This is a genomic window from Nostoc sp. UCD121 (assembly GCF_014222285.1).
Taxonomy (GTDB): domain Bacteria; phylum Cyanobacteriota; class Cyanobacteriia; order Cyanobacteriales; family Nostocaceae; genus Nostoc.
In genome coordinates this window covers 1-18958 of sequence record NZ_JACKZS010000153.1, presented here as the reverse complement: position 1 = coordinate 18958, position 18958 = coordinate 1, and the positions used below count along the sequence as shown (strand labels likewise).

Annotated in this window: 17 protein-coding genes and 3 pseudogenes; 10 read left to right on the top strand and 10 right to left on the bottom strand. The window is 42.9% G+C overall.

Annotation, left to right across the window (positions count from 1 at the left end; genetic code table 11):
- The 3 genes from GNF10_RS25735 to GNF10_RS25725 all read left to right on the top strand — a co-directional run.
- Window positions 1-798 (top strand): ATP-binding protein (locus GNF10_RS25735; protein WP_185607263.1); only part of this gene is annotated, 798 nt, incomplete at its 5' end.
- A gap of 136 nt (window positions 799-934) precedes the next feature.
- Complete coding sequence (locus GNF10_RS25730; RefSeq protein ID WP_185583498.1) at window positions 935-3679, top strand: ATP-binding protein; 2745 nt, start codon at window positions 935-937, stop codon at window positions 3677-3679.
- Entirely contained in the window at window positions 3661-3855 is a 195-nt protein-coding gene (locus GNF10_RS25725; protein ID WP_185583500.1) for a hypothetical protein, read from the top strand. Before GNF10_RS25730 ends, GNF10_RS25725 begins: the two co-directional genes overlap by 19 nt.
- 47 nt (window positions 3856-3902) lie before the next feature.
- Here the strand turns inward: GNF10_RS25725 and GNF10_RS25720 are convergent, their stop codons facing one another.
- The gene (locus GNF10_RS25720) at window positions 3903-5018 is read right to left on the bottom strand and encodes an ABC transporter permease (RefSeq protein WP_185583502.1); all 1116 of its coding nucleotides are present in this window, start codon (window positions 5016-5018) and stop codon (window positions 3903-3905) included.
- Between the two features lie 106 nt (window positions 5019-5124).
- Window positions 5125-6006, bottom strand: coding sequence for an Npun_R2479 family HD domain-containing metalloprotein (locus tag GNF10_RS25715; protein WP_012409034.1), 882 nt, complete (start codon window positions 6004-6006; stop codon window positions 5125-5127).
- 571 nt (window positions 6007-6577) lie between these two features.
- On the opposite strand from GNF10_RS25715, the gene GNF10_RS25710 reads away from it, so the two are divergent.
- The 4 genes from GNF10_RS25710 (at window position 6578) to GNF10_RS25695 (ending at window position 12481) form a co-directional block, all read left to right on the top strand.
- Window positions 6578-8035 (top strand): efflux RND transporter periplasmic adaptor subunit, encoded by a 1458-nt coding sequence (locus GNF10_RS25710; protein WP_185582230.1) that lies wholly within the window; start codon window positions 6578-6580, stop codon window positions 8033-8035.
- Between the two features lie 255 nt (window positions 8036-8290).
- A complete protein-coding gene (locus tag GNF10_RS25705; RefSeq protein ID WP_185582231.1) occupies window positions 8291-11461 on the top strand; it encodes an efflux RND transporter permease subunit in 3171 nt (1056 codons plus the stop codon).
- Between the two features lie 102 nt (window positions 11462-11563).
- Window positions 11564-12040: a hypothetical protein gene (locus tag GNF10_RS25700; RefSeq protein WP_185582232.1), complete on the top strand. Its 477-nt coding sequence runs from the start codon at window positions 11564-11566 to the stop codon at window positions 12038-12040.
- A gap of 192 nt (window positions 12041-12232) precedes the next feature.
- Window positions 12233-12481, top strand: coding sequence for a hypothetical protein (locus GNF10_RS25695; RefSeq protein ID WP_185592996.1), 249 nt, complete (start codon window positions 12233-12235; stop codon window positions 12479-12481).
- Here GNF10_RS25695 and GNF10_RS25690 read toward each other — a convergent pair.
- From GNF10_RS25690 to GNF10_RS25675, 5 genes and pseudogenes are all read right to left on the bottom strand, one after another.
- Complete coding sequence (locus GNF10_RS25690; protein ID WP_185582234.1) at window positions 12458-12757, bottom strand: hypothetical protein; 300 nt, start codon at window positions 12755-12757, stop codon at window positions 12458-12460. The two genes, GNF10_RS25695 and GNF10_RS25690, sit on opposite strands and share 24 nt — an antisense overlap.
- A pseudogene (locus GNF10_RS38875) lies at window positions 12748-12924 on the bottom strand (IS4 family transposase); the annotation flags it as partial. The pseudogene GNF10_RS38875 and the gene GNF10_RS25690, both read right to left, overlap by 10 nt.
- Before the next feature lie 78 nt (window positions 12925-13002).
- Window positions 13003-13167, bottom strand: a pseudogene (locus tag GNF10_RS38020) (transposase DNA-binding-containing protein); the annotation flags it as partial.
- An 80-nt stretch (window positions 13168-13247) separates the two neighbouring features.
- Entirely contained in the window at window positions 13248-14192 is a 945-nt protein-coding gene (locus GNF10_RS25680) for a cytochrome P450 (protein ID WP_311774212.1), read from the bottom strand.
- 131 nt (window positions 14193-14323) lie between these two features.
- The gene (locus GNF10_RS25675; protein WP_260446153.1) at window positions 14324-14779 is read right to left on the bottom strand and encodes a cytochrome P450; all 456 of its coding nucleotides are present in this window, start codon (window positions 14777-14779) and stop codon (window positions 14324-14326) included.
- Window positions 14780-15187: 408 nt separating this feature from the next.
- On the opposite strand from GNF10_RS25675, the pseudogene GNF10_RS25670 reads away from it, so the two are divergent.
- From GNF10_RS25670 to GNF10_RS25660, 3 genes and pseudogenes are all read left to right on the top strand, one after another.
- Window positions 15188-15765: pseudogene (locus GNF10_RS25670) on the top strand (alpha/beta fold hydrolase).
- 443 nt (window positions 15766-16208) lie between these two features.
- Entirely contained in the window at window positions 16209-16571 is a 363-nt protein-coding gene (locus GNF10_RS25665; RefSeq protein ID WP_185582236.1) for a hypothetical protein, read from the top strand.
- Between the two features lie 89 nt (window positions 16572-16660).
- Window positions 16661-17149, top strand: coding sequence for a DUF4174 domain-containing protein (locus tag GNF10_RS25660; RefSeq protein ID WP_185582237.1), 489 nt, complete (start codon window positions 16661-16663; stop codon window positions 17147-17149).
- 283 nt (window positions 17150-17432) lie between these two features.
- Here the strand turns inward: GNF10_RS25660 and GNF10_RS25655 are convergent, their stop codons facing one another.
- The 3 genes from GNF10_RS25655 to GNF10_RS25645 are packed head-to-tail and all read right to left on the bottom strand — an operon-like array spanning window position 17433 to window position 18441.
- Window positions 17433-17936, bottom strand: coding sequence for a methyltransferase (locus GNF10_RS25655; protein WP_311774211.1), 504 nt, complete (start codon window positions 17934-17936; stop codon window positions 17433-17435).
- Window positions 17924-18187 (bottom strand): hypothetical protein, encoded by a 264-nt coding sequence (locus GNF10_RS25650; RefSeq protein WP_185582238.1) that lies wholly within the window; start codon window positions 18185-18187, stop codon window positions 17924-17926. Before GNF10_RS25650 ends, GNF10_RS25655 begins: the two co-directional genes overlap by 13 nt.
- Window positions 18188-18189: 2 nt before the next feature.
- Entirely contained in the window at window positions 18190-18441 is a 252-nt protein-coding gene (locus GNF10_RS25645) for an AMP-binding protein (RefSeq protein ID WP_260446154.1), read from the bottom strand.
- Window positions 18442-18958: the final 517 nt, after the last annotated feature.

Sequence of the window (18958 nt, the reverse complement as noted above, 5' to 3'; positions counted from 1 at the left end):
ATTAAAAAACTATCTTATATCACTGCACCAGAACCAGATTATACTATTTATCCAGATTTACCTAATAATACTGTATCTGAGCTAAATCAAAATCCCTTCATTCCACTTACTGCCAAAGTAGATGAAAATTATCTATTCTTTGACCGAGAGCGCGAAATCCGGCGAGTATTTGAGGTACTGAATAGCGGTAGTAGTATCGTTTTAATTGGGGAAGAGGGAATAGGCAAATCTTCGCTGCTATGGATGATTAACCAACAGGCTAAAAATTTTCTCAAAACTGAACGTCAGCCAGTTTTCTTAGACCTGAATTTACTTCATAATGAAAGCCAATTTTATAGTGAATTGTGCCACGAGATTGGTATACCTGACAGTAAAGACTATCAGTTAACCCGCAATTTGCGAAGTTGTAAAATACTACTGGCTATAGACAATGTAGGAAAACTTACAAGCGAAGGTTTTACTCGCAACATAAGGGATTATTTGCGCGGTTTAGCCGAAGGAAGTAATGCTCCGTTGAAGCTGATTTTAGCTGCCACCGAACCCCTGAACAACCTTTTTAAGGATAGTCAGGAGCAAGGTAATACTTCTCCGTTGGCAGGTATTTGCCAAGAGGAACACATTCATCCTTGGGATGCAGCTACTATGCGTGCTTTTATTACCAACCGTTTGGCTAGAACTTCTGTGAGTTTTACTGCAGAAGAAATCATTCAACTCATCCAAGAAAGTGGCGGACATCCCCGTAAACTCATGCAATTGTGTTATCAAACTTATTCGCGGTATGTGGAGAGTTTGCAATGAATGACACCGCTTTGACCTCTCCCCCAACCCCTCCCCTGCGAGGGGAGGGGAGCAAGATTACTCCTACTCCCCCTTCCCTCATAGGGAAGGGGGCTGGGGGGTTAGGTTCTTCACGGGCGAAGATGGAGGTTGAATAATGACCCCTGTACCCCGTCTAGACTTAGCGCCCAAGTTGAAGCGTCCCCTCTCGCTGTGGAACCCCTTAGATTATCTGCGCCTTTTGTATTGGGTGTTTTTCTTTCCGCAAGCTTTACGGTGGTATGTGGACAGATTCGGGGGTGGGTATATTCCAGAAGGGGAAATGAATTGGCGGAAGGGATGGGAATTATTGCGTCAAAATGCTATCCAACGTCAGTTACTTTTTCAAGGATTAGTTTTAACAGTAATTACACCTGTAGCTATAGGTTTAATTTTTCAGACTGCAAATGTTCCCATTAACTGGTTAGGCGTGGCGTTCGGTGTGGCGTTCGGTGTGGCGTTCGGCGTGGCGTTCGGCGTGGTGTTCGGCGTGGCGTTAGGTGTGGCGTTCGGCGTGGCGTTCGGCGTGGTGTTCGGCGTGGTGTTCGGCGTGGTGTTCGGCGTGGTGTTCGGCGTGGCGTTCGGCGTAGTGTTCAGCGTGGCGTTCGGCGTGGTGTTAGGTTTGGCGTTAGGTGTGGCGTTAGGTTTGGCGTTAGGTGTGGCGTTAGGTTTGGCGTTAGGTGTGGCGTTCGAGATGGCGTTCGACATATCGTTCGACATGGTGGGAGGCGTGATGTTTGGCGTGATGTTCGGCGTGATGTTCGGCGTGGCGGGAGGCGTGGCTGTGGCGGGAAACGTGGTGTCCCCGGAGGCGTTACGCATGGCGTTAGGCGTGGCGGGACGCATGGCGTTAGGCGTGGGGGTACTGGGTCCACTAACCTGGTTTATTGGCTCACCTTTAAACTTGCGAATCATCCAAAACGGTAGTTGGCTACTTCCCCGCATCACTCCGCTTCCCCTCCCTAATCTTGTCTGGCGCTTGGAAAATTGGTTGCAAAATGATTGGGAAACAGGTTTACATAATACTAATGAACTGCTGGCATATACTCTACAATTCATTCCTGTTGTCCAAGCAATCAATAGAGTACTTGCCAAAATCCCCTCAGAGCAACTTATTTGGACTGTCTCTCGACTGGCGACAAATCCTTTTGATTGGAATATAGTACGTTTTGCTTCAGCTTCTCTAGATGAAACCCTAAAGTCAAGGTTTATCAGAAATTTGTTGCCCTTCTACTTTTTCTTTCCTCGTTCTTGGCGAGAAGGTTTACAGGCTCGCCTTAACACAGACACTCGTTTAAATACTCCTGCCCGTGCTGCTGCTGCTGGTTTCTGGCATTTGCATGAAAAAGAATCAGCCAGTGCAATAGAGGCTTTTGCTGTAGTGCGTTCTCTACTTTACGGTCAGGAAATGTTTATCCTTGCCCAAACTTTAACAGCGTTTCAGAAAGCTGAAAACCCAGTCTCTATTGCTGCTATCCAAGTTCCTCCTTTTCCACAGGAACCGCTTTTATGTCCAGTTGCCTGGAAAGTCCTAGCTAATCTGCATCGAGTTGTTGAAGATGTCCAGTTTGTTAATCGCAGTGTCTCACGTTCAGCCAGGTCTTTAGCTCTCAATCGAGCATTAGGCGAACTGACAAAAATCCTAAATCAAGCCGACACCTTGCCACAAGCAGAGCAAGGATTAATCATAGATATCGCTGAAACTTGGAAAAAAAGCCTTTTACAAATCACTGGTGAAGTGGGAGAGATTTCCATCACCAAGCCTGTGATTAATCCCTATGTTGTAGGCGACCCCGTTCAAGGTCATCTCTTTGTTGGGCGAGAAGATATCATCAGACAGTTAGAAGAACTCTGGATAATGAGTAATCAACTCCAGTCTGTAGTTCTGTATGGTCACAGGCGGATGGGTAAAACCTCTATTCTGCTTAACGCTGCTAACTGTTTAGGCTCACAAATACAGCTAGCTTATGTCAACTTGCTACGTTTGGGAGATAGCCCCCAAGGTGTGGGTGAAGTACTAATGGCAATTTGTGATGAAATTTCTCAAACTGTAAAACTTCCAGCACCGACTGACACTGATTTACTAAATCTTCCCTACCGGACTTTTGAACGCTATTTAAAACAGGTTGAAACACAGCTAGATGGTGGGTTAATTATCGCCTTAGACGAATTCGAGAAAATTGAAGATTTAATTGAAGCGAACAAAATTCCTATCGACTTTATGGGTTTTCTGCGCGGTTTGGTGCAAATGAGTTCTAAAATCGCCTTTGCTTTTGCTGGTTTACACACTTTAGAAGAGATGACAGCAGATTATTTTCAACCCTTCTTTGCCAGTGTTATTCCTATTCATGTTGGCTTTCAAGAACGTGCAGCTACTCGCCAAATTCTCGCTAACCCAGATAATGAAGACTTCCTCCTCGACTACATCCCCGAAGCTTTAGATGAAATTTATGCTTTGACACACGGCCAACCATATTTAGTGCAACTGCTGGGTTTTCAGCTAGTGCGCGGCTACAATGACTTTGTTTTTGAGCAAGGGCGATCGCGTGACCCAGTTTTCACTGTAGAAGATGTGGAAGCAGTTATCAATGACTCTGAGTTTTTCAAGCGGGGACGCTACTACTTTGATGGGGTTTGGGGTCAGGCGGCGCGGGGTGCTGAGGGTCAACAAGCAATTCTACAAGTGCTTGCACCTCACCCAGAAGGGCTAAGTCTGGATGCCTTAGCTCAGTCTACAGGTATGAATGATGCTACTTTACAGGAAGCGCTGAATACTCTGAACCGTCATGATGTAGTTGAGGAAACTCAAGGAAACTGGCGGATTATGGTAGAACTTTTTCGCCGTTGGGTTTTGCAGCAGTAGAGTACAAGCGATCGCATTTGCTATTTCAGCGATCGCATTTGTTACTTCGGGGTTCGCATTTGCTATTTCAGCGATCGCATTTGCTACTTCGGGATTCGCATTTGTTACTTCGGCGATCGCATTTGCTAATTCGGAGTTCGCATTTGCTACTTCAGCGATCGCATTTGTTACTTTAGCGACTCCATTTGTTATTTCAGTGACAGCATTTACTATTATTGAGGGCTTATCTTCTTAAACTCCGAGGGTCGAGTGCATCTCTCAGCCCATCACCGAGTAAGTTGAATGCTAACACTGTGAGAATAATCAGCACAGCCGGCGGCCAAATTAACCAAGGTTGCAGTACCAAAATGGAAGCATTGCTAGCCAGAGAAAGCATATTGCCCCAAGAGGGGTCTGGTTGTTGAATTCCCAAGCCGATGAGACTTAGTATTGCTTCTGCACCAATAAAGCTGGGAATTGCAAGAGTAGCGGAGATAACTACATAACTAGCCGTTTGCGGCAAGACGTGGCGGAGGATTATATAAAGTGGGTTTGCGCCCATCGCGCGTGATGCTTGGACAAATTCTCGCTCTTTAATTGATAGTACCTGTCCCCGAATAACCCGTGCTAAACCAGCCCAGCTAATAACCGAAGTAATTACCACAATCAGCAAAAAGCGCTGGGTACTGCTTAAACCAGGTGGTAAGACTGCTCCCAAAGTCACCAAAAGATAAATACTAGGGAAAGTCATTAGCACTTCTGCCAAGCGCATAATAACGCTATCAGTCACACCGCCGAAATAGCCCGAAATTCCACCGATGAGCAAACCAAGGGGATAGGTAATGATAATGCCAAAAATCCCGATAAACAGACTGATGCGACCGCCATGTAAGAGGCGACTAAATTGGTCGCGGCTTTGGTCATCAGTACCTAAGATATTGACTTTTGCGTCAGTTGTTGTGCCAAATAAATGCCAATTTAAGGGAATACCAGGAAAGATTGTGACTTCATCCCACTTGGGGGGTAGTGGCAAACTCATCTGCAACAATCGGTATTCTGGCCCGGAAACAAATAGACGCACAGGTGATGGCTTTTTGAAGTCTACAATGAGTTGGCGATCGCCTGTTTCTAAATTTGTGTCTCCCTGAGTTGTGGGATAAACATGGGGCCCGATAAACTGTCCTGATTGAGAAACCCAGTGTATCTTAGTTGGTGGCAGCAGTGAACCATTAGGCTGTGAGGCATAAGGGTCATAAGGAGCCACGAAATCTGCTGCAATTACTGCTATGTAGAAAATTAACAGCAAAATTGCCCCAAATTGTGCCAAAGGATTTTTCTTTAGTCGTCGCCACCAATCCATAGTAGTTAGGAGTAATAAGTTATGAGTTTATGAGTTATTAAAGTTTTATCTTAATTCATAACTCATGATTAATAATTATTAACTCCTAACTCTTAACTCCTAACTCTCAACTCCCCACTCCTAACTTCTCTAAATACTTCTGCTGTTCTTGCTGTTGTTTTTCGTGTTCTACAACAAACACGTTTGAGTAGAGATTAGCGAGAATTTGTTTGCCCTGTTGTGTCAATGATAGGTAATGCAGCCCCTCTTGGATATAGGGATAGACACCATTCCAGTAAAACTTAGCGTAGTTATTCCGTAAATCGGCAGGGGTTTTATAGCCCAAAACTTTATTTACACCAGTTTCTTCAAACTCGTAAAATAAAGAAGTAATTTTTTTCAGATAACGTGGGTCGCTTAGTTGACCAATCAAATCAGCAGCCCGGACTAACCCGGCAAAGCACTTTGTATCTTGATGATCTTCTGCCGCAGGCACGGGAAATCGTGTTAGTTCAATATTGCTCTTAATTGCCTCAGCATCTATTAACTTGTGACCTCCAAAACGCTCATCAATAAAAAGCTTGGCTCTATCAACATGATATGGCGTGAGACTGGCATCAGAAGCGCCAGGAGCTACAGAAACCATTTTGCCATTTTTACCTGTGGAATATAAGCCTACTGCTTCTTGGTCTAGTCGGCAAACTCCCTTAACGTAGCCAATATCATGGCTCACTAAGGAAATAATACAATGCAACCAGTCTTCACTGGAAACACCGCCTTCTCTGATGTGTTTGCCACGTAAGATTTCTTGCCCCACAAGGGTGACAAGAACTGTGTGTTCAACGTTGTGATAAAGGGCATCGCTATTGGCAATGTTTTCCAAAGCCATGTTACCAGCCCAGGCGATAATGTCCTGATAATCATTTTTGAAGCAGCCATAAGTGCGACGGTAGCCTTCTCGAATTTCATTTACAAAGGCATCAATTAAAATTTCAGTGGCATTGAACATATCTGGTGACTCTGGTAAATATCAATTATTTATTGATTTGATTGATTGATTTCAAAATTCCACTATCAGGATCGCCCTGGCTGGAATTTAGGGTAATGGAGTTTGCTCATTTGTAACTCACGTGTAGCTGTAGACGCTAGCTTGAACTATCCCTGGATGTACGACTTCCTGACAAGACAAAGGCTTTAAAAGAATTATGATTTGCGTAGATAAAAGCTTTTGCTGGTTTAATAAAATACATTGGCAGTTCAGATTTTAATTAAATAATTCTAGATTAGCTTTATCAGTTTTTCATATATAAGCATTGGTTGACGGTGATCTAAATGGATATATTGTGTGATTTAGAGTAGCTAGATGAGATGAAATAATTTCTTGTATCATAATCTACAGAAAGGCTTCAAGTATTTGATAACAGTAATTTTTCTTAGCAAAGAAGTTCTATTATATACGGTTGCAAATAAAAGACATTTACTATGAAATGCGTCATAGTTGATGGGAAGTAAATAAATTTCAAGTTTTCTTAAGAAAATACCAAGATTGGTATGCGTAGACAGAAAGTGGAGGTCGGACTGTGAGCGATGAAAGTGTTTCAGAAATCGAGGTGAAAGAAGCTATAACCTCTGAGGATGCTAACTTTTTGAGCAAATCAGAGCAAAAACCAACTAGGGCATGGTTGAAGCCATTATTTTTGGGTGCTGGTTTAGGAATTGCGATCGCCTTTGGTGGAATGAGTGTATTAAGTCATCTTCCATCCCGTCAACAAAGCGCGGTAGCGGATAAAAAAATTAACCCATCAATGACAGTTACCATCGCCACAGTAGAGGCCGCCCGTGTTGTGCGTACTCTTAAAACTACTGGAACTGTTGCAGCACGTGATTTAATTCCGGTGTTACCACAGACAAATGGCTTACAAATCAAAAGCATCCCTGAAGATGTGAAAGAAGGGGTTTTTATCAAAAAAGGTCAAGTTTTGGCGGTGTTGGATGGTTCCATACTGCAAAGCCAAATTAGCCAAGCAAAGGCAGATGTAGAATCAAAACAAGCCGATGTAGAATCCAAGCAGGCAGATTTAGCATCCAAGCAGGCAGATTTGGCATCAAATAAAGCCATAGTCCAGCAAAAACAAGCAGATTTAGCTCAAGCAAAGGCAAAGCTAGAAGAAGCCGCCAAAAATTATCAGCGCTATCAACAACTAGCTGATTCTGGAACCATTAGTAAGCAAGAACTTGATACTCGTTCCTACGCTGTAAAAACTGCCATACAAGTTGTGAATCTATCCCAAGAAAATCTGCGTAGTGCCCAGGCCAATATCGGCAGCGCCCAGGCTAATATTAGTAACGCTCAAGCTATTATCAACAAAGCCAAAGCTGATGTCCGCAGCAGTGCCGCTAGAGTGCAACAACTACAAACTCAGTTGGAACAAACCGTGGTGCGTGCGCCGGTTTCTGGAGTCATCGCGGAGAAATTGGCCAGAGTCGGTGATGTAACTGGTGTGCCGCCGCAAACGCAGGTGGGAACTGTGATTGGTGGCACACAAAAGCTATTTTCGATTATCCGAGATGAAAAGTTAGAACTTCAGGCGAAGGTTCCTGAAATTCAATTAAATCAGGTGAAAATTGGCGCATCTGTGCAAATTACTTCCGATGTCGATCAGCGCGTGCGATCGCAAGGACGAGTCAGAGAGATCCAACCACAGGTGAACGATCAAAGGCGAGAGGCTACAGTCAAAATTGATTTACCGCCAACAACTTTACTTAAACCAGGAATGTTTGCAAATGCTGCAATTACTACTAACTCAGGTATGGCGATGGTAGTGCCACAAAAAGCAGTCCAATCTCAAGCAGATGGAAGTGTAATTGTATTCACCTTATCAAGTGGAGATATAGTTCGCAGCCAGAAAATAGACTTAGAAAATCCTACAAACGGCGACAAAGTAGAAATCAAGAGTGGTTTGCAGTTAGGCGATCGCATCGTAGTTGATGGTGCAGGATATCTCAAAGATGGTGATAAGGTTCGAGTTGCAAAGTAAAAGGAAATGGGGAATGGGGAATAGACGCGATGTGCGACTTATTCTTAAAACCCCTCTCCAAACCTCTCCCCGAAACGGAGAGAGGCTTTGATTATTGCTCCCCTTCCCTTGTAGGGAAGGGGTTGGGGGTTAGGTCTGAGAGAAAGTTGCACACGGCGTAAACAGGGAATGGGGAATGGGAAAAATAACCAATGACAAATGACCAATGACAAATCCAAAATCTAAAATCTAAAATCTAAAATCTAAAATTTTCTCATGTCTTTTAATATCTCAGCTTGGTCGATTAAAAAACCTGTTCCTACGATAGTTTTATTTTTAATTTTGACGGTTGTGGGTTGGTTCTCCTTTTTATCCTTGGGGATTGATACTAACCCTAATATTGATGTCCCAACAGTTTCGATCAAAGTCACTCAACCAGGTGCAGGCCCAGCCGAACTAGAATCCCAAGTGACGAAAAAAATTGAAGATGCTGTTGCGGGGTTGGGCAATATCGATTTTATGATTTCCACCGTCAGCGATGGAAATTCTAATACGACAATCAATTTTGTTTTGGGTACAGATAGCGATCGCGCCACCAATGATGTCCGCAATGCGATCGCTCAAATTCGCCAAGATTTACCCCAAGAGATCAACGATCCCATTGTGGAACGTCTAGACTTTGCCGGCGGCCCGGTGATTACTTACGCGGTTAAATCAGATAAGCGTTCTGTAGAAGAATTAAGCAATATTGTCGATCAAACCATTAGCCGCGCCTTATTGGGAGTTCGTGGTGTCGCCCAAATTCAACGTGTGGGTGGAGTTGACCGAGAAATTCGCATTAACCTGAGTCCCAGCCGCTTACAATCTCTGGGTATCACCGCCACTCAGGTAAACGACCAAATCCGCGATTTAAACATTAACTTACCTGGCGGACGCGCCGAAGTCGGCGGTAGCGAACAAAGTATCCGTACATTAGGAAGTGCCGCCAGTGTGGATATTTTGAAAACTTACGAAATCCTCTTACCACAAGGCGGTTCTGTACCATTATCCAGTTTGGGAACTATTGAAGATAAATTTGGTGACGTGCGCCAAGCCGCCACCTTAAATAATCAACCTGTGGTAGCTTTCCAAGTGCTGCGTAGTACTGGCAGCGTTCTGGTGACAGTAGAACAAGGAATTAAAGCAGCAGTCAAAGAACTAGAAAAAACACTTCCCGCAGATGTCAAGCTAGATTTAATTTTTACTAGAGCCGATGTTGTTCGCCAATCATACCAAAGCACTATTGATGAATTAATTCAAGCTTCCGTGCTGGCTGTCATCGTTATTCTAGTATTTTTGCGGGACTGGCGAGCAACATTAATTACGGCTGTTGCCTTACCCTTGTCAATAATTCCCACCTTTGCAGTGCAGCAAGCCCTTGGTTACACCCTCAACAACATGACTTTGTTGGCATTAGCGCTGGCGGTGGGCAACTTGGTAGATGATGCCGTTGTGGAAATTGAAAACATGGAACGGCATATCGCTATGGGCAAATCAGCTTGGGATGCTGCTTTTGAATCTGCCGACGAAGTAGGATTAGCGGTAATCGCCAGTTCAGCAACCATTATTGCCGTGTTTATGCCCGTTGCTTTTATGGGTGGGATTCCGGGGCAATTTTTCCAACCATTTGGTGTTACCGTTGCCGTTTCCACAATCTTCTCAACTCTTGTTGCGCGGATGGTTACGCCGATGATGGGGGCGTATCTTTTAAAGGAAGAGGTGAGTAGAGAGGTAGGGGAGCATACTTCGACTGCGCTCAGTAAGCAGGGGAGCAGGGGAGCAGGGGGAGTAATAAGATTGTTTAATTTCAAGTTTGCACTCCCAAGTAGAAAGCAGGGAAACAGAACACTCAGAACTGAAAATCGTCGGGGGTTTCAACCTTATAGATCGTTACTACAATGGGCGTTACGCCATAGATTGACCACAATAGCGATCGCTTTAGCTTTCTTTCTTGCTAGTGTGATGCTGGTTCCTTTAATTCCCAAGGGTTTCGTTGATGATGGCGACTTTGGGATTTCTAACGTATCTATAGAATTACCTCCTGGTTCGACATTAGAAGACGTTAACAAGGTAGTCACACAAGCGACTGATATCATCCGGCAAAACCCAGTAGTTGAACGTGTACTAGCAACCGAAGAGATCAATTCTGCAAACCTGGCAATTAATCTCAAACCTAGAGAAGAACGAAATATTTCTCAAAAACAGTTTGAGGAACAAGTACGCCCTGCCTTTGAGCAAATACCAGGAGCTAGAATTAGTTTTCAAAGTCAGTCACCAGGCGACAGTCGGAAAGGTTTATCAATTGTTCTCAGAAGTGAAAATCCCGAAGCATTGAATCAAGCGGCTGATGCCCTAGAAAAGCAGATGCGATCGCTAGCAGGATTGGTAGAAGTGTCTTCAACTGCGAGTTTGGTTAAACCAGAGATTTTAGTAATTCCTAACCCACAACGGGCAGCAGATTTGGGAGTGACAGTACAAGCGATCGCTCGGACAGCTTCTCTTGCCACCATCGGCGATAATGAGGCCAACTTGGCAAAATTTAATTTAAGCGATCGGCAAATTCCGATTCGCGTGCAAATCGATCCGAAAGTCCGGGCTGACATTAACACAATCACAAATCTCCAAGTCCCCAATCAAAATGGCAAATTGATTCCCCTGGTGGCTGTTGCAGATATCCGTTTTGGTAGTGGCCCTGCAACCATCAACCGTTACGATCGCGCCCGTCAAGTTGCCGTAGAAGCCAATTTGCAAGGGATTTCTTTGGGAGAGGCTGTAGAAACAATCAACAAACTACCTGTAATGCAAAACTTACCGCCAGGGGTAGTACAACAACCCTCCGGTAGCGCCAAAATTATGCAAGAGATTTTTGGGCGTTTTGGTGGCGCGTTGGGGCTGGCATTAATGTGTATCTATGCGATTCTGGTGTTGCTGTATAACAACTTTCTTCATCCATTATCGATTATGGCGGCCTTGCCATTTTCTTTAGGCGGCGCACTGGTAGCCTTGATGGTTGCTCAAAAACCATTAGGGATATATGCCTTGATTGGTATCGTGTTGCTGTTGGGGATTGTCACCAAAAACTCGATTTTGTTGGTGGACTATACAATCATCAACATGCAGGAAGGCAAAACTCAGCGTCAGGCACTCGTAGAAGCTGGCGTGTCACGTCTGCGTCCAATTTTAATGACTTCTCTGGCAACCATCGCCGGTATTCTGCCCCTAGCGTTAGGAATTGGCGCGGGTTCTGAAGTTCGGCAACCAATGGGAATTGCCATTATGGGCGGTTTCACAACTTCCACTCTGTTGACACTGGTGGTAGTGCCAGTGATATTTAGCTACATTGACAACTTCCAAACTTGGATTATGGATAGATTGCGCTATGGCTTTGGTAAGAAACCATCGCGTTAATAAAAATAATAAAGACGCGATTTATCGCGTCTTCTTAAATATTGTGCGATCGCATTTACCAATGGGAATCATAACAAACAGATTTACCACAGTAAATAACCAATGCCTTACCAAAACATTACCGCCTCCCTTACCCCAGCAGATATCCAAGAAATTAAAGCAGCCTTTGCGACTATCCAAGCAAAGATGCCTTTTCTCGTTACCCTGAGTGCAGAAGAACGACGCAACTTATTTAAAATGGGTGATAAAAGACTAGCTTTTGTCAACAATAGCCTGATTGCTGCCCAATCTAACCGAGATATTTTACCAGCCAGCTTTGATTTAGAAGAATTTGTGCGGGATTATCAACTAGCTGCTAACCTCACCGAAGTTTTGATTGGACTGCGACAACTTACAGAACAGGTAGATGATACCCTAATGGCTGTTGGTAGCGAGGCAATGGGTAGTAGTTTGACAGTTTATGATTACGTCAAGACTGCTGCCAAGAAAACTCCAGGGTTAAAAACTATTGCTGAACAGTTAGGCGAACGGTTTAAAGCTATTAAAAGTAAACCTGCGAAAGCTGCTGTCGATTCTTAAAGGCTTTTAAAAAGCTTTTAGTGATGTAGCCAATACTTTGAGATCCCCCTAAATCCCCCTTAAGAAGGGGGACTTTGATTTCGACTCCGGTTCCCCCCTTTTTTAAGGGGGGTTAGGGGGGATCTCCAATGACTATGCACCTTAACCGAATCATATTGAGAGTCTCCTGATTTGAAAAACGAGATGTATCTTTTGGTCAATGAACCTCAAAGCATCATCGATGAACCTCAAAGCTTCGTCAATGAACCTCAAAGCTTCGTCAATGAACCTCAAAGCTTCGTCAATGAACCTAAAAGCATCGCCGATGAACCTCAAAGCTTCGTCAATGAACCTCAAAGCTTCGTCAATGAACCTCAAAGCTTCGTCAATGAACCTCAAAGCTTCGTCGATGAACCTCAGAGCTTCGTTAATGAGCCTTTAATACTCGTCCACAAGCATTAGAGGCTCTAAATCAGGAATTAGGAATTGCAAGCTTGGTATTATACCGATAGCCGCGTGTAATCTGCCGCCTTGCCCTGATTTATGCTCATAACTCCCCGCCACACTAACAAGCTCTCCCTCTTTTTCCTTTTCTGTTTCACCCTTAGCAAGTAGTACATCCATTTGTATTTTTGTTAACACTAATTCTGCCGAACTATGCGGTGAATTCCGATGCAAATAAGTCATTTGTAGTAATTGTGCGGCAATCACTGTTAAAAAACCTAACATTGTTGCCACAATTTCTCCCATAATAGTCCTAGTGGCTGACCAAAGTCTGGGTCTAGTGCTAAAGAAGTATGTAAAATTAGTCCATTTCCACCATTGCCTGTAGGCCCATAATCATCTCTTTTTTCTAAAATTTTTTTGTAATCAAGATAAGTTGTATCACCTACAGCTAATACTATTGGTATACCATAAATCTGCTTAGAAGTTTGTTTAAAAGATGGTTGGGTCAATTTATCAAAAGTTGTTTTGGGGTTAGAAAAAAATTCGTAACTACGTTTTAGGTCACTAGCGCTTTCAAATATTTGTGATAGAGGCTCACCATATTTTACTTTTAAAGCCTCCGCAATTAACACTGCTCTGTTGGTCAGACGTTTGTCACCAAAATCACAATTGTGGTACGTATTCGCTTCTAATAGTTTCATTTGCACCCCAAAATACAACACTACAAGCACCTTATATTAAAGGACGCAAATCATCTTAAGTCCAAAGGATTGGTTCGCGATTAGCTATCGCGAACCAATCCCCTTTTCCACATCCCGTGAAAAGTCAGAATCTGCTTAAGTTGCACCTTCAGACCGTTTTCTGGGCGTAAGGTTATTGAAGGCTGCGGTACAATTGGATATCCTGGCAATAAATCTATTTGGAAGCGTTGAGCGATAGTTGCCAATAACAAAGCCGCTTCCATCTGAGCAAAACCTTTACCAATACAAATTCTTGGCCCATTCCCAAAGGGTATATATACTCCTTTAGGTAGCTGCTTTTCAAACTCCTGTGTCCATCTTTCTGGTTGAAAAGCTTCAGGGTTCTCAAAATACTTTGGATGACGGTGCATTACCCATTGGCTAATCATGATTGCCATGCCTTGAGGAATTTCGTAATCACCAATCTGAGTATCTACTGCCGCTTCCCGCCCCATGAGAGGTACTGGAGGATATAACCGCATTGATTCTTTGATAATTTGTTGTGTATAAACCAACTGCCCAAGGTCTTCGAGAGTTGGTAACTTCCCTTGCAGAACTTGATTTAACTCTGATTCTAATTTTTCACGCACTCCGGGGTTTTGTGCCAAGAGCATCCATGTCCAGGATAAAGTATTTGCAGTCGTTTCATGCCCTGCCAACATTAAGGTGGCGACTTCATCCCGTAGCAGTTTATCATCCATCTGTTGAAGAGTTTGTTCGTCTTTCGCTTCCATTAGCATTGTCAACAAATCATTAGTTTTTTCTTCACTGTTGCGACGCTCTTGAATCAGTTTATAAATAGCTTCATCCATTTGGGTAATAGCATCACGATAACGAATGTTTTCAGGTCTTGGGAACCACTCCAATACCAGAAAATTTTGCCGCCGCTTACTTTCAAACCATTGCATTGCCACATCAAGGGCATTGGCAACAACTTTTGCTTCCCCTGCATCTATATCAGCGCTAAATATGCACTTCATAACTATTTCTAGTGTTATACCAATTTAATGTGAAGTTGCACATATCTTGATCCCCCTAAATCCCCCTTTTTAAGGGGGACTTTGATAGATGTTTTTCCGGTTCCCCCCTTAATAAGGGGGGCTAGGGGGATCGAATTCTATGCAGCTTCATAAAAAATTGGTATTAGGCGCATCATATCTTCATGAATGTCATGAGTTTCACCATCGTGCCAAGTTTGAACCATTCGGTTGGTGTACTCAACCATTGTTTGGCTATATCCATTAATCCGTTTTTGGTGGAATACTGGTTGGGCAAGACGACGTTGCCAAAACCAGGATTCTCCTTCTGCGCTTAATAACCCTTCTCCTAGTAAACTTTTTAAGGCACGTAAGCCTCGGCTTTTAATAAAATCGTTGCGATTTTTGAGAACTTCTTCTATATATTCAGGATTCGTTATTAAACAACTAGATGTTAACCCTAACTGTAAGGGAACAATATCACCATAGTCACGACAACGGGTAAGAAATCCTAATGGGTCTTGTCCGAGTTCAAATAAATGTCCAACAATAGAGTTGACCGACGGTGCTGGTAACTCGAATACATCGGCAACCATAGCAAGAACCCTCTCTTTTTTGTGTATTCAAGAACATTAGTTCACCATTAATATTCAATTCTTCATCACATAGAGAGATTTTTGCTTATAGCAGTTTTTATGTATTTAAAGCACATCTATCATAGGGGCAATTCATGAATTACCCCTACAGCATGGTCTATTTACCTGAAAATAGCTGTAAATACGCTTTGTCAGTAAACCAAATAGTTCTATGATTGCTTAGGCACAAGCCAATAAAAAAGATATCATCTGTCAGAACCTAGATACACACTACACAACAATAAACTTAAAACACGACTGGTAATATCTTTTTTGTAGTCCCCTCTTACTGTTGTAGAGTTCATGTAAAGTCAAAGTTTTGAACACTCTGGTTTTGGAGTTTAAGACAAATCAAAAGGTGACACAAATATGAGTACGATCGCAACTAAAGATGGCACGCAGATATATTACAAAGACTGGGACACAGGACAACCCGTAGTTTTCAGTCATGGTTGGCCGCTCAATGCTGATGCTTGGGATGAGCAACTGGTTTTAATGGCAGATAACGGCTATCGCGCGATCGCTCATGATCGGCGTGGACATGGGCGCTCAAGCCAACCTTGGAACGGCAATGATATGGATACCTACGCGGACGACCTCGCTACGCTCATTGAGACACTGGATCTCAATGATGTAGTCCTGGTCGGTCACTCGACGGGCGGCGAAGTCACCCGTTATATCGGTCGCCACGGTACAAATCCGCACTCGACTGCATCAAGGCATTCTCGGAAACTGACTTCACCGACGACCTCAAGAAGTTCGACGTGCCAACGCTGATCGTTCACGGTGACGACGACCAAATTGTGCCGATCGCTAACTCAGCTCTTCTCTCCTCACAGATTGTCAAGGAAGCGACTCTAAAGGTCTATCCGGGCGCAGGACACGGATTGTCCAGCACGCATCAAGAGCAATTTAACACCGATCTACTGGCATTCCTCCAGACCTAAACTCGATTGCCGTTGTCGCTAGAAACGCCTTAGAAATAGCGTTTCTAGCAGATATTCCCTTATTCCTGCTAAAAGGTAGGCGACAATTCCGAGGATAGCGATCGCATTTACTAAAACGTATCTATGTATAGCAGAACTACCTAATAAAAAACTGTAGAAGATTTAGGACAGATATGGAAACCTTACGGTTCCATGTATCAAATTGCTTGTTTAATGCTGAATTGGTTAAAAAGTGAAATGGTTTGGATATTTCTTACATTGAATGGCAAATATTCTATCTAGCAACTACAGAGTATACCAGTTGAGGGGTATAGTTTATACCTGTAGCACTAATAATTATATTTGGGAAGATTGGATATTAGTTGAGTCAATCTTTTATGGCACGTTAACGCCATACGAAATAGTAATATAAATAAAAAAATCAAAAATTACTGTAAACTCCTATGGCGGACATAAATGGTAATTGGTTAGGAACTTACTGGCAAGATGGAATGCCAAATCGGTTTGAAGCAACTTTTGTGCAAAATGGAAATGTTTTCAAGGGTTCTATTTTAGATGATAACTATTTAGGAGAAGCGGCTGTTAGTGGTGAGATAATTGGGCGTAATATCAGCTTTATAAAGATTTATTTAATAACTTCACCTTCAACAGTTACATACACAGGTACAGTCTCAGAAAACGAAGATTATATGCAAGGAAAGTGGAGCATTGGTTCTCGCTACTCTGGTTTATGGGAGGCGCGGCGAAATGGAGAGAATCTGATTGTAGATTTACAAACTCGGCTGGAAATTGCTTCTTGCGGGTAGGCATTACACTTATTCAATCACCAGATAGAGTCAGAGTGGAAAAACTGATGATAGCTTGAAATAATGGAACCCTCATCTCAACTCCCGAAGTGAATAACTCAGTATTAATCGCCCTGGCTCTCACCGCGTCTATAGTCCTATTGCCAGCCAGCATTGCTGGTACTGTCCCTAGTTCAACCCATGCCATCAAAATGTCTTCATTTAACCTCAGTTCCCAAAAATGGCAAAACCGCGTGCTACTAGTGTTTGCACCGTCTGTTGATAACGCTACCTATCAGCAACAGATGCAGTTATTTGACCAGCACCAAAACGGTTTTACAGACCGGGATTTAGTTCTAGTTCAGGTTTTGGCAACAGATAAAAGCTATGCCAATGGACAGTTAATAGATAAGTCTTATGCTGCTAATTTGCGAAATTATTTTGGGGTTGATAAAGAAAATTTTCGCGTCATTTTGGTAGGCAAAGATGGTGGTGTTAAGAGCCAAGACACTACACCAGTCAAAGCAGCAGCAATTTTTGAGCAAATTGACGCTATGCCCATGCGCCAGCAAGAAATGGGCTATTCGAGGCGAAAGTAATTTAAAGCTGCGTCTGAACAATTGTACGCTAGTGAATGTCAAGCGTAGGTGTAACCCGCCTTTGGCATCGCTAATTCTGTTAAACTCTCGCAGACTGAATTGAAGAAACTGCAAGACAAAAGAGCGAAAACAAAAACCGAGTGACACCAGCAACGCAAGGCTAAATTCCTCTATTTACCTTACAACTATGAGTGTTGTGCTAAAAAATGATTTACCAAGCCTCTTGGTGGCGGGAACGGAGACTTAATTTTTTTGTTGTCTGTTACCCGTTACCTGTTCCGTTTCATAGACGAATAGGCTCAATCATGCTGATTGGAGGTGCTACTGGATAAATTTTTGTCAATGAGAAACCTGCTGTTTCTAATAGGACTTGATACTCAGCTTCAGTTCGTTCACGGCCGCTATAATTCACCAGCATCTGCAAGTCGAGGAGTTTGCCAAAGAATGGTTCGTTGCCTTGAAGTATAACCATTTCCACTAACAGCAATCTGCCGCGAGGCTGCATCGCTTGGTAGCAATTTTTCAGGATGGCGATCGCTCTTTCATCATCCCAATCGTGAACAATATACCGCAGCAAGTAAGCATCACCACCAGTGGGTACTGACTCAAAGAAGTTCCCGCCGACTAGTTGACAACGATCTTGCAGTCCAAAGTCTTCAATCAGAGGCTTGGCTTGTGCAACTACATGGGGTAAATCAAATAAAATCCCTTGCATTGTCAAATTCGCTTTAAGAATCGAGGTCATTAAAGTACCATTTCCATCTCCAACCTCAACTAAGTTGTGGATGGATGAGAAGTCGTAACCAGCTGCGATCGCCGCATCTTGTTCACCAGAAATACTACTTGTAGCTTGAGTGTATATTTTGAAGAATCAGGGTCAGTGGCTAGGTAATCAAATCTCTCCATACCGAAGATATTTTTGAATACAGGTTTGCCGGTTTTGATACTTTCAAGTAGATGTCCCCAAGGTTGCCATTCCCAGGCTTGACCAGACTTGATAGCATAACCACTTAGGGAATCGGTGCGATCGCTTTGCAAACCTAAGCGATCGCATATTCAGGAAGGTTAGGACTATAAATAGCCAATACATCACCCTTGGAGAAGCCACGCGTCGCCAAGCCGATAGCAGCTTTATAAATGTAATCTGCTAGTTGTTTATATGTTATTATACTGTTAGTTAGCCCTTCAATCAGGGCTGGTTTGTCTGCTAACTCTATTGCTCGTTGCAATACAAATTCTGTCAACGGCTGTTCAGGAATAAGAATGTCAGGGTATGGACTGCAAAAAATCATAGAACTTCTTTTTCGAGCAACTCTTTATAGAACAAAACTTTTCATACCTTTTTGCAGCAAGCAGAACCAGCAAAGACTTGCTGAAGTTTTCCAGATGTTGCTGTAACTTGTGTATAGACTTTACTTCGCTAGTTGTTGATATTGTTCTGGTTATTATTGTTTAAATTCTGCAAATCTCCCTGAATGTATGAGGTCATAAATTTCTAAATCTTTTTTAAGATTCACGATTTTTAATAAGGATGCAAGGACACTTTAGACAGTTAAGACATTTAAGATAATTAATAACTCATCTATATTTATTATTGTTTTTATATAAGTTTTAATTACTTAATACTCAATAATTTGTGAAAAAGAATTTGGGTAGCCGCCGAGATACCCGCAAGTGCAATTTATTGATCAAAGGCATCGATCTTGATGAGGAGCAATGCGATTTTGTGAGATGATCCAACTTGGAGAGCGATCGCTAATAAACTCTTACGTATAGATTTAATATTTAATACAATAGTTATATCCCTCT